Annotated in this window: 12 protein-coding genes and 1 riboswitch; of the genes, 3 read left to right on the top strand and 9 right to left on the bottom strand. The window is 39.2% G+C overall.

Annotation, left to right across the window (positions count from 1 at the left end; genetic code table 11):
• Positions 1-132 precede the first annotated feature (132 nt).
• A complete protein-coding gene (locus tag ACNSTQ_RS02160; RefSeq protein ID WP_418198206.1) occupies positions 133-441 on the top strand; it encodes a cytosolic protein in 309 nt (102 codons plus the stop codon).
• A gap of 201 nt (positions 442-642) precedes the next feature.
• Here the strand turns inward: ACNSTQ_RS02160 and ACNSTQ_RS02155 are convergent, their stop codons facing one another.
• Entirely contained in the window at positions 643-930 is a 288-nt protein-coding gene (locus ACNSTQ_RS02155; protein WP_418198205.1) for a YutD family protein, read from the bottom strand.
• A 249-nt stretch (positions 931-1,179) separates the two neighbouring features.
• Between ACNSTQ_RS02155 and ACNSTQ_RS02150 the strand changes: the two genes are divergently transcribed.
• Positions 1,180-1,866: a YhcN/YlaJ family sporulation lipoprotein gene (locus ACNSTQ_RS02150; protein ID WP_418198204.1), complete on the top strand. Its 687-nt coding sequence runs from the start codon at positions 1,180-1,182 to the stop codon at positions 1,864-1,866.
• A gap of 117 nt (positions 1,867-1,983) precedes the next feature.
• Here the strand turns inward: ACNSTQ_RS02150 and lipA are convergent, their stop codons facing one another.
• Complete coding sequence (gene lipA / locus ACNSTQ_RS02145; protein ID WP_418198203.1) at positions 1,984-2,910, bottom strand: lipoyl synthase; 927 nt, start codon at positions 2,908-2,910, stop codon at positions 1,984-1,986.
• 185 nt (positions 2,911-3,095) lie between these two features.
• Here lipA and ACNSTQ_RS02140 point away from each other — a divergent pair, with 185 nt between their 5' ends.
• Positions 3,096-4,100: a M23 family metallopeptidase gene (locus tag ACNSTQ_RS02140; protein WP_418198202.1), complete on the top strand. Its 1,005-nt coding sequence runs from the start codon at positions 3,096-3,098 to the stop codon at positions 4,098-4,100.
• 351 nt (positions 4,101-4,451) lie between these two features.
• On the opposite strand, the gene ACNSTQ_RS02135 is transcribed toward ACNSTQ_RS02140, so the two are convergent.
• The 7 genes from ACNSTQ_RS02135 to ACNSTQ_RS02105 form a co-directional block, all read right to left on the bottom strand.
• A complete protein-coding gene (locus ACNSTQ_RS02135; protein WP_418198201.1) occupies positions 4,452-4,559 on the bottom strand; it encodes a methionine/alanine import family NSS transporter small subunit in 108 nt (35 codons plus the stop codon).
• Positions 4,559-6,070, bottom strand: coding sequence for a sodium-dependent transporter (locus ACNSTQ_RS02130; protein WP_418198200.1), 1,512 nt, complete (start codon positions 6,068-6,070; stop codon positions 4,559-4,561). The genes ACNSTQ_RS02135 and ACNSTQ_RS02130 overlap by 1 nt, the downstream gene beginning before the upstream one ends.
• Positions 6,071-6,378: 308 nt before the next feature.
• Positions 6,379-7,911: a Na+/H+ antiporter NhaC family protein gene (locus ACNSTQ_RS02125; RefSeq protein ID WP_418198199.1), complete on the bottom strand. Its 1,533-nt coding sequence runs from the start codon at positions 7,909-7,911 to the stop codon at positions 6,379-6,381.
• Between the two features lie 150 nt (positions 7,912-8,061).
• Positions 8,062-8,237, bottom strand: a riboswitch (Lysine riboswitch).
• 170 nt (positions 8,238-8,407) lie between these two features.
• Positions 8,408-9,259: a sporulation protein YunB gene (gene yunB / locus ACNSTQ_RS02120; RefSeq protein WP_418198198.1), complete on the bottom strand. Its 852-nt coding sequence runs from the start codon at positions 9,257-9,259 to the stop codon at positions 8,408-8,410.
• A 154-nt stretch (positions 9,260-9,413) separates the two neighbouring features.
• Positions 9,414-9,878, bottom strand: a complete 465-nt coding sequence (locus tag ACNSTQ_RS02115; protein WP_418198243.1) for a dihydrofolate reductase — start codon at positions 9,876-9,878, stop codon at positions 9,414-9,416.
• Positions 9,879-10,154: 276 nt separating this feature from the next.
• Positions 10,155-11,111 (bottom strand): thymidylate synthase, encoded by a 957-nt coding sequence (locus ACNSTQ_RS02110; RefSeq protein ID WP_418198197.1) that lies wholly within the window; start codon positions 11,109-11,111, stop codon positions 10,155-10,157.
• A gap of 17 nt (positions 11,112-11,128) precedes the next feature.
• The gene (locus tag ACNSTQ_RS02105) at positions 11,129-12,235 is read right to left on the bottom strand and encodes an HD-GYP domain-containing protein (protein ID WP_418198196.1); all 1,107 of its coding nucleotides are present in this window, start codon (positions 12,233-12,235) and stop codon (positions 11,129-11,131) included.
• Positions 12,236-12,244 lie beyond the last annotated feature (9 nt).

Here is a 12,244-nt window from a genome sequence, read left to right as displayed (position 1 = left end):
TCAATTGGAGACGACGTCGGGTCCTTCGTCGAAGTTCCTATTCGGCAGCCATTTTCCCGGACTATTTGAACATCCACTATAAGGCTAAAAACCACCTCTTAGGGTACTCTAACCATAGGAGGTGGTTATATTATGGATGAACAACACCCGCAAAGAAAAGATAAAGAACAACCAACCGAAGCGTCGTACACTGACTTTTCAAATGTCGAGACACAGCGTAACTTTATCTTTCCAGAAACATTGCCCGATGGCCCATATGGTTCTCCAATTGATCGTCCATTAGGAAAAAGTACTCCTTGGCGTGAAGGTCAACGCAGTTACAGTGCATTTAACTATGAATTTAAATCACTTCACCAAAACTTACCACGTCAATTCCCAGGTGCTCACCCCACTCACGATGATCCTGATAAAAACGAAGAACCACCCTATACGAGCAAGTAAACAACAAAACAGTGAGGAACTTGATTCCTCACTGTTTTTATCAAGTTATATTTTTTATTTATGTACATTATTTTATCAGTCAAACAGTACTTGATAATCACAAGCAGACACTTTATGATCCTAAGTTTGTTTTACTGGGTAGATCCTAATTGTGCTGTTTCTTATCCGCCCCCGACAATATACGACCCTAGGTGTTCTATACTAATTTTTACGCCCTTCTTTTACTCGCTTTAATACAAAATAAGGACAACCGAAATTACAGTATTCATATAAATATTCGGAAAGCGTACTTATTTTATTTTCATAATTGGACTTTTTATTAGCGTCTTCGAAAAACCCTCTTAAGCGAAGCTGACTGTATCCCCAGTCGCCTACAATATAATCATATTTATTTAAAACGTCACTATAACGCTCGATGAATTCTTCTTCATTCCAGCCATTGCGGACGTCTTCTATAATTTCAAAGCTCAAGCCTTGTACCCGAACCATCAAGATCCCACCTTCTTTAAATCATTCATTTTATTTTACCATAAACTGAAACTTCATAACATCCGTAGATTTGTATCAGCACCGTTCTGTTAGTGAAAATCCTATTGACGCATTCCAAATTAACCATTATTTTCATTCATTAAAAATGGCTAGACTCGCTCAACCTATAAAAGAGATCTTTCAATATTCATTTTTGGACTTTAGTTAAGGTACTTAATCGTACAAATTTTAAGGAGGAGGGTCGTCTTAATGAAAAAGAAAATGATCACTGCTTGTGTACTTTCTTCGATGCTAATCACTGCAGGTTGTCAAACGATGATGGGAAATGAAGCTCCAAACATGCAACAGCAAGCAAGACATACAAAGTATAATCCATCTGGTGGTGGTGCTGGCATCCTTCATTCTGAACGAAACGGAGTTCAAAATCCAGAGCACGCGCAATTCGGCTATGTCCGCCATCAAAAGGCCCAGGAACAACGCGAACATCGTGAACCAGATGCGGCTTATATAGATCGTGACCTACTTGCAGATGCCATAAGTAAAATGGCCGTCTATCTTCCACAAGTTGAAGAGTGCGGTACGCTTGTTACGGATAAATACATTCTTGTCGCTTACTCAGCTAATGCTGTTGAAAATAGAGAAGATGTTGCTCTACAAGTGAAAGTAACAGCACAATCGATGGCACCACGGTACTTAGACGTTTTTGTTACGGATAATCCAGAAATGATGGAAGACATTGAACGTTTTGGTAACTTAAGCAGTTTAACTCCACGAGTCGATGATTTATTAGAGCAACAAATTAGAGACATGGATCCTATCTTCCCTAACCTTGAGCGCTTGCAAGAAGCTGGCGATCCGGAAATGCAATATGAAGCACCTTATCCAATCCAACGGGATAAGCAATTGCCAGAAGATCAAGGGCAAGAAGAAGCATAAATAGATTAATGTGATGGCGTCTATTTATGACTTTAAGAGGCTCTCCCGCAGTAAGAGCCAGGAAACACATCATGTCACCTGGCTCTAGGGATAGTCACTTTTTATTTTTTTATTAGGTTACTTTGAAGAGTTCGCCTCTTTTTCAATAACTTTTGAAGCTTCTTGATGCACTTGTGCTTCATTTACTTGTTCATCCGCATGATACGAAGATCTTACGAGTGGGCCTGCTTCACAATGACTAAATCCTTTAGACATCGCAATTTCTCGTAACTCAGCAAACTCATCTGGGTGATAATATTTCACAACTTTCAAGTGCTTTTTCGTCGGTTGAAGATACTGGCCAATCGTCATAATATCTACATTGTTGGCACGGAGATCATCCATCGTTTCGATAATCTCTTCTTTTGTTTCACCCAGTCCAATCATTAAACTAGATTTGGTTGGAATATCAGGATGAAGCTCCTTCGCTCTTTTAAGAAATTCGAGTGATCTCTCATACGTTGCACGTGCACGAACTCTTGGTGTAAGCCGTTTTACCGTCTCGATATTATGGTTTAAGATATTTGGTCTTGCATCCATTAACGTTTTTACGTTTTCGTATACGCCCATCATATCAGACGGGAGCACTTCTATTGTTGTAAAAGGATTTTTTCTGCGAACGGCTCGAACCGTTTCAGCAAACACTGCAGCTCCACCATCTTTAAGATCATCACGTGCAACTGCAGTAATAACCGCATGCTTTAAGCCCATCAGTTGAACTGAATCTGCAACACGCTCAGGTTCTTGCCAATCTAACTCTGTCGGAAGTCCTGTTTTTACTGCACAAAAACGACATGCTCGCGTACATACGTCTCCTAAAATCATAAAAGTTGCTGTTTTACGCTCTGCCCAGCACTCGTGAATGTTTGGACAACGTGCTTCTTCACAAACCGTATGTAAATTGTTTTCACGCATCATTTTCTTTAAGCCAGTGTAAGTTTCATTCGTATTTAACTTTATTTTCAACCAATCCGGTTTACGAATATGTTCTTCTTTTTTTGCCATGGAATCGTTCACTCCAACTTATTATTTTATTATACTAATGTATCACGTTTTACCTTGTACTCACAAATACCATGTTAGATTACCAATAATTAACTCAGATTATTTTCCAAATAAATTACAAACTAACATTATGAGCTTTTACAGATCAATAGCCTGTAACACCCACTAGAAAGGAGAATAACATAATGCTAAAAAAGTTTGCAATCATTTTTGCCGTTATTCCTTTTCTGTTTGCTGTATTCCAACCTTACAGTGTATTTGGAGAACAGAAAACCGAATCAAAATATGAACGACGAATGGACCTCTATAAAAAGGTTGAGACACTAACGAACATTCCTTGGAATTATTTAGCGGCTGTCGATACGTACGAACGAGGATTACGAAAAGCAAGACGAGATCGCCCAGATGAAGAAGGAGTCATCGGCATTTATTACTCCCCGGAACAATGGGTCGGTCCTTTAAACCCCAATCTCGAGGACACTGATCCATTATCCATCAGCTTATTTGGCGGTAAAGGTCTAGATGGTAATGGAGATGGCGCTGCAGACAGGAATAATGATGAAGATGTTCTCTATACGATGGCCAGACATTTAGAGTCGTATGGCTTTAATTTTGAAGATTTTCGTATTGCCTTATGGGAACACTATCAACGTGATCAAACCGTAAATATCATTACAGGACATGCTAAGATATACGAAAAGTTCGGTACTCTTGAGTTGACGAAAAATGCGTTCCCAGTCCCACTTAACCATAACTATAGTTACCGTAGCACATGGGGTGACCGTCGTGGTTGGGGTGGTCGAAGAATTCACGAAGGTACAGATATTTTTGCCGGTTATCATGTGCCTGTTCGGTCAACGACATATGGGGTTGTCGAATTAAAAGGCTGGAATCGATATGGCGGATGGCGTATCGGAATCCGGGATTTAAATAACATTTATCACTATTACGCTCATTTAAGCGGCTTCGAAAAAGGAATTGATCCGGGAACAGTTGTGGAGCCTGGACAAGTCATTGGATATGTGGGAAGTTCAGGCTACGGAAAACCAGGAACACAAGGCAAATTCCCACCTCACCTTCACTACGGAATGTATCGTGATAATGGCATAACCGAATGGTCATTTGACCCTTATCCTTCATTAAGGTCTTGGGAAAAGCAAGAACGTGCGGCTAGACGTAAAAAACGCTAGTACAAACTATAATTAAACACATGGAGGAGCTTGTTTTATTGTTAGCAACTACAATTTTCTGATCAAGAGGACTCAGCGGACCTTATAATAACTGAAACCAACTCATTTAACCAATTGGTGGTCTCAGGGGCTCTTATTTGTTTAATATTGAGTAAATACATTAGAGATTCTAGTAAATAAGGGCTTCTGAGTCCATTACGTCCTCAAGATAGCCACTTATTAAAGAAATAACGGCCTGTGAGTCCGCTTAGTCCATTCCCCCATCTAACGGGGAATTTTTTCTATATAAAGTAAAGTGCGTAGCAATAAGAAAACACTCAGATCAACATCTGAGTGTTTTCCTTAAAAACCTTATTTATTTTGTTTAGCCACTCTAACGGCATTTAAGATACTTAAAGCTAAGCCGCCCCAAACGATTGCGATACCGATAACCATCATTACAATTGCACTTGCACTCATTATAGTTCAGCTCCTTTTTCCTTTGGAATTTCTAAATCATTTTGCCCCCACTTAATCGCTGAGAAGATAAATCCGATGAGAATTGCTCCAATCGCAACGCCCCACCCTGAGTAAAGTAAGAATGATGTTGCATAGCCTTCATAGTTTTCTTGAATATTACCGATTAGATTTTGAATAGCCATGTAACCTAGAACAATTGGAGTAATAACTCCTAAGCACACTTTCCACCATAAACCTAAACGAATATCCGATACGGAGTTTGCATGGCCTTGAAGTTCTGGCAGCTTCTTAACAAACCATGAAACCGTAATAACTGATACTAGACCAGAAAGTGCTACACCAAATGTATTGATGAAGTGGTCAGCTGCATCTAGGAAGAATAGTCCCCCTTGAGTTGCAAAAAGAACTGAGATTAAAGCTGAAAGACCGCCACCAAAAATAACTGCTTTACCACGAGAAATTTTGAACTTATCTTGTAGACCCGCTACAAATGTTTGAACGATCGAAATTAAAGACGATAAACCTGCTAAAACTAAACAAGCAAAGAATAAGAAACCAAACAGCCCATTAAGTGCAGGGAATGTATTAATAATCTGCGGGAAGACAACGAACGCTAGACCAATACCTGCCGCTGCTACTTCGTTTAATGGAACACCCGCTTGTGTCGCCATGAAACCTAATGCAGCAAATACCCCGATACCAGCTAATACTTCAAAACTAGAGTTACTGAAACCTGTAATGAACGCATTGTTCGTAATATCTGATTTCTTCCCAAGATAACTTGAATAAGTGATCATGATAGCAAATGCAATGGATAAACTGAAGAATACTTGACCGTAAGCTGCTACCCATACGCTTGGCGTCATAATTTCGCTCCAGTTTGGCTTGAAGAATGCATCAAGACCAACAGCAGCTCCTTCTAACGTTAAAGCACGGATAACGATAATTAAGAATAAAACTACAAGTGCAGGAATAAAAATACGGTTTGCAACTTCAATACCTTTTTTAACACCTTTAAATAAAACACCTAATGTAATAACCCATACTAGAATTAATGGGAAAAATACAGATGGTACAAGACTTCCAATTTGACCTGGTACTTCAGCTAATTGGAGATACTCTCCGAATAAGAAACCACCCGTGTCTTCTCCCCAGCGCTGACCGATTGCAAAATATGCATAAGCCATCGCCCAAGCGATAATGACGGCGTAGTATGTTGCAATGACAAATGATACCCCTACTTGCCACCAACCAATCCATTCTGTTTTCTTGTTCATTCTTGCATAAGATAATGGTGCCGAACCACGATACTTATGTCCCATCGTGAACTCCATAATTAATAGTGGAATTCCCGCTGTTAATAGTGCGAATAAATATGGGAAGAAGAATGCTCCACCTCCATTTTCATACGCAACATAAGGGAAACGCCAAATGTTACCTAAACCTACTGCTGAACCGACTGCCGCTAGAATAAATCCAGCACGTGTGCCCCATTGTTCACGTCCATTCATTTTCATAACCCCTTTCTCTTTTTAATTTTCTAAATTTTCTATCTCTTAATAGCAAGTATATTCTACTTTCTGTAAGATAGTCTAGCAAAAATTATTATTTTTAAAAATATTATGAATATTCAATCCACACGAATTCCATAGCATTTGTGAATAGCTATTACGAATTTTACAATTCGTACCCCTTTCTGTTACTAATTTTCAGATAATTCGTTTTTTTATTATAATAAGTTTGTCCTAGTTTGTAAATAGCTTTGTCGAAAATAATCGAAAAAAATAGAGACTAAAGTTAGCCTCTATTTTTCTAGTCGTTATACTATTTTCTTTAATACGATAACTATTATTATAAAAGCAGCAAATGCAGCCATAAAACCGAACACCATGCTGCCTGTAATTCCAAGGACTAAAAAGCCTACAATTGAAATTAAAGCAACTAGTAGAGCATAAGGAAGCTGCGTAATGACGTGGTCAATATGATGGCTGCCTGCTCCGGTCGATGACAGTATCGTCGTATCCGAAATTGGTGAACAGTGGTCACCGAAAATCGCTCCAGCTAATACAGCAGCTAGCATCGGAAGCAGCATCGTAATATCTAATGTTGCTGCAATATCACCTGCGATTGGCAACATCATACCGAATGTTCCCCAAGATGTTCCAGTAGAAAACGCCATTGCACCAGCAACAATAAAGATAATTACAGGTAAAAGCGCAAGTGGAATATTCCCGTCAATCAACGTCGCTAAATACGCGCCAGTCCCTAAATCGCCAATAATTTCAATAATCGTCCATGCGAAAATTAAAATATAGATCGCAGGAAGCATCGATTTTATACCTGCCCACAACCCCATTCCAAAGTCTTTCGCTGGTACTTTTTTCATTAATGTTAAAATAACAGCTGCTGCTAATCCAAGTAAGCCTCCATAGACGAGAGCTGCAGCTACATCGGTATTTTCAAAGATTTCAAGAATCGTTGCTGTTCCTTCTGTTCCTTGAATTCCCGTAATAACCATAAAGAAAATTGTACCAACAATTAAAGTAATAATCGGTAATACGAGATCTCTTACTTTACCATTTTCCACAGGTTGAACATCCATGTTTTCCCCTGGAGGTATTCCTTTTGCTTTATCTACCACTTCACCCGTTTCAATGGCTAACTTTTCGTGTTTTTTCATCGCACCGAAATCTAGCTTAAACCATGCCACCGCTAAGACGAGTAGTACAGCAAATAAGGCATAGTAGTTCATTGGAACAATAATTAAAAAGGCTTGAAGTGCTTGATATTGAGTAACACTATGTGTCATTAAGATACCGCCGATGATTGCGATAATATAAGCTCCCCAACTAGAAATTGGTGAAATGACACACATTGGAGCAGATGTCGAGTCCACGAGATACGCTAGCTTTGAGCGTGAAATTCGATGACGGTCTGTTAAAGGACGACTTACATTTCCAACTGTTAAACTATTAAAATAATCATCAATAAAGATAATAATACCTAACACAACGGTTACTAATTGAGCACCTACTCTTGTTTTTACGCGTTTAAGCGCCCACTCACCAAACGCACGACTTCCACCTGATAAAGCAATTAGGGAAGCGAGCATTCCTAATAATAATAAGAAAAAGATAATATAAAGCTCCCAATCATTGATTGCACCGTCCACATAGAAAATCGCTGCTACAATCCCAAAGATTTGCGTTAAAGAACTGATTGGATCGAACCCATTTAGTAATAACGCACCGACAATAATCCCTGCCCCTAGCGAAATCAATACACGTCTCGTTATAATAACTAAGATTAACGCTAGCACGGGAGGAATTAATGATAATACTGATGTTTCCATCTTTTGACCTCCTACTAATTTTTTTTACTACAATTGGAACCAAAAAAAGGCTTACTCTAAAGTGTCATTCACTTCAAAAAATCTAGTTGAAGTGGTGACTCTATCTTCTTGAGTAAGCCTCTCTAATCGAGCATCTATTGGCTCCCCATCAACTAAAGTAGTCCTCCACAGCACCGGTGCTGTGACAGTGTTACACCTATTCGATGCAACCCCAGCAAAAAGTACGTTAACAAGTACTCTCACTTCGGCAAGTTCCCCTTTCATCAGTACTCACAGTTGTCATCCTCCTACTGATTACTCTTGAAACTCGCGCCTCTACCTCATCATTACTTGATGAGGTGTAACTATTTACTTTGTCATTGACCACGCTATAGTATAGCATTATTCTAAAAAAACGCCAAATGTAATTTCTGTTATTTTCAGCAGGAGATAACTCTTACTTTTTGGTTTTTCAACACGTGTCCACTATCGGACAACCTTCAATTGGAGCACTAAGTTAATTATCTCTTACAGCATCTTGAATGTCTGACTCTCTAATGAAGGTAGGTGCTGGACCCGTTCCACCCACATTATAATATTCTGGAACTTTCCCTGGAACTAACGTCATACCAATCGGAATCGAGGTCTTAACAACCTCCATATCTGTTGCAAATGGAATAACGATTTTAACATCCACTTGCAGATCGAGATATAGAGATAACATCGTATTATTGATGCCCGTATTTTCTACTTGATGCCTCATATTTGCCTTTACATCCCCAATCGCTGTAAATCGAACCGGAATTTGCGGACCTAAATGAGCGAGTAGAGCATTGTTTGTCGCTTGACCTAAAGGAATCGTATAAATAATACCGTCTTGTGTGTAAATTTCTTCGTTAAAATCAACTTCCACACCATCAGGAAGGACCATCTCATGGACTCTGCCTTGTTCCATTAATCGTAAATAGCGTTGAACCCGTTGTGTCGCTTCAGATTGAACACGAGCGACAATAGATGAATTAAATGTGATCGAGGCGATATCTCCATTTTGATCCTTTTCAACAATCAGCAACTCATCCATATCTAACTGCTCAGCAATTTTCTTAGAAATGGCGTCATTAATCGCTTCTGTACCTAAAACTTGTGTTTCCGTTTTGGCAATATGAATAAGCGTCGGCCGAATACCTTTCTCTACTAGCCAAAGCCCTTGTGCGGTTAGAACAATAAAAATAACAAAAGATAATAACAGAACATAACGAAATGGAAGCGGACCTTTCCTTCCTGAATTTTGATTAAAGAGAGGACCATTCCCTCTTTTTCTTTTAAGGAGAGGGCCTTTCCACACCCCACGCTGTCTAAAACGAACCACAACAAAAACCCCCTTTGCAAAAAATATATGCAGAAGGGGGACGGCCTTGACCTGAAATTTATAAGAAACCCTTAATTTTTATCGATACGACTTCAGTCAGATCTAACTATTTTAAGAAGGTAAATCCTCTATTTGGATAGGTAACGACCATTCGTTACTTTCTTTCATAAACCGTAAAGTAGTAATCATACGGATTTTTCTCGTCTTTTATCCCTTTTTCTCTCGACACTTCTTTCCACTCACTATCAGGAAAGGCTGGAAAATAAGTATCGCCATCAAATTCTTCATCGATATGCGTGATATACAACTTGTCCGCGATTGGAAACGCCTCTTTAAAAATTTCAGCACCACCGATAATAAACGTTTCTTTATCGTCTGCATCTACAACTTGTTTCACATCTGCTAACGAGTGAAGCACGGTACAACCATCTACACTATATTCTTGATTACGCGTGAGGATGATATTTTCTCGTCCCGGCAATGGTCGTCCGATCGACTCATACGTTTTCCGCCCCATAACGATGGGATGTCCCATAGTTACTTTTTTAAAATACGCCAGATCAGCAGGGAGACTCCACGGCAAATCGTTATTTTTACCGATCACACGGTTATTGTCCATCGCAACTAGAAATGAAATCAACGAAAACAACCCCTTTCAAAGTACGAAAAATACTCAAGGTCTATTATAACCTTGAGTATAGAAAAGCGAAAGGTGCCCGTTTAGCGGCTTATGGACTGGAGCTCCCCCGTATGAGATATAGGAAACACGGCGATCGTCATTGAGCCGATGTTGACTTATCGTAAGGAGGGGTGCGAAGTCCACTAGACGCTGGGCACCTGCAGCTAGACAATAGAAAAGCGAAAGGTGCCTGCTAAGAGCCTATTCGGCCTATCATTAAACGGCAACGGGAGCTTTAATCGTCGGATGTGGATCATATCCTTCAATGGAGATATCCTTCATCTCAAAATCAAACACCGACTTGACATTCTCATTCAATACCAACTTAGGAAGCGGTTTGGGCTCTCGGCTTAACTGCGTTTCAATTTGCTCCAAGTGATTTAAATAGATATGAGCATCACCTAACGTATGAATGAACTCGCCAACTTGTAAACCGCATTCATGAGCAATCAAATGGGTAAGTAATGCATAGCTTGCAATATTAAAAGGAATGCCAAGGAAAATATCGCCGCTTCTTTGATACAATTGACACGATAACTTTCCGTCTAAAACATAAAATTGAAACAACGTATGACAAGGAGGCAATGCCATCGATGGAACATCTTCTGGATTCCAAGCAGACACGATCAGGCGTCTTGAAGATGGATTTTTCTTAATCGTTTCAATTACATCGGCTAATTGGTCCAATGTTTCCCCTGTTGACGTTTGCCATGCTCTCCATTGCTTTCCGTAGACTTGTCCTAAATCTCCGTATTTTTCAGCAAATGTATCATCTTTCAGTATACGGCTTTTAAACAATTCTAGTTGTTCCTCATACTGCTTTCTAAATTCATCATCTTGTTGCGAGCGTAACCCGAAGTTATCCATGTTTGGCCCTTCATACTCTTCACTCGTTACCCAACGTTCAAACGCCCACTCATTCCAAATATTATTGTTTTCTTGTAATAAGTAGCGGATATTTGTATCACCTTTCATAAACCAAAGTAACTCGCTGGCAATGAGTCGAAAAGGAACACGTTTGGTCGTCAATAACGGAAATCCTTCATTAAGGTCAAAACGCATTTGGTAGCCAAAAGTGGAGATGGTACCTGTTCCTGTTCGATCTTCTTTTTTTATTCCATTTTTAAGTACATGTCTACATAGTTGAAGATAATTCGTTTCACTTGTACCCAACTTACATGCAGCCCCCTTTAAACTTTAACTTCTTTATTTGCTAATACAGTTTCACACGTTGTGATCGTCATATTGATATGTGTCATTAGATCAAGGTCATACGGTTTAACTTGACGTTCATTCTCCTTCGTAATCCGGATGATTGGACGTGTGGATAGCTGTTTATTTTGTTTTACGACAATACCTTCCCTGCCATCACTTAAACCGACTGTTATACCTACTGGATACACCGCAATTGTTCTTTGAAAGGCCTCTATCAATTCCTTATCATACAATGTTCCTACCCCAGAATACAACAATTCAAGTGCTTCATGAGGAAGCATAGCACGACGGTAAACACGATTAGAGGTTACCGCATCAAACACATCACAAAGACCAATGAGCTTGGCATACGGATGGATCTCATCCCCTTTAATCCCACGAGGATAACCCGATCCATCATTGCGCTCGTGATGTTGGTACGCACAATGTGCAGTTAATAAAGAAACGTTTGGTTGATCTTTCAATAGTTCATAGCCAGCTTGTGCATGTTTTTTAATGACTAAAAACTCTTCATAATCTAACTTACCTGGCTTATTTAAAATTTCCGTCGGAATTTCGATCTTCCCGACATCATGTAGTATCGCACCTAATCCAATTTCCAGCAACTGTTTCTCGTTATATTTCAACTCTAATGCAAGTGCTAATGTATATATAGTAACATTTAATGAATGGGTAAAAATATAGGAGTCGTAAACAAAAACATCAGATAAAAGAGAAATGGTTCTCGGGTTCTCTTTTACTTCAGCTAAAATGGAACGGATCACTTTTGAGAAGTTTTGACTAAGATGTGCATTATGAAAAGATTTCTTTAATGTTTGATCATCACAAATTTTATTAAATTCAGACTTGATCGTACCAATTGCTTGAAAACGAACTTTGTCTGAAATCACTTCATTGTCTTCTACATCTTGTGTCAGTCCGTCCTCAATATAAACAAAAGTAATTCCCTTCTCAATCAAACGCTCAATCATTCGTGACGTTAAGGGCACCCCTTGCTGTAAGAGAACTTGCCCATTATCATTAATAATCGGCTTTGCAAGACAAGTATTTTCAAGTAGTGATTTAGTTGCTGCTAGTCTCATAGGTTGCTC

The sequence above is a fragment of the Alkalihalobacterium sp. APHAB7 genome (assembly GCF_048323755.1).
Lineage (GTDB): Bacteria > Bacillota > Bacilli > Bacillales > Bacillaceae_F > Alkalihalobacterium.
The sequence above is the reverse complement of the archived record's forward strand: the minus strand, read 5'-3'. Positions and strand labels throughout refer to the sequence as shown.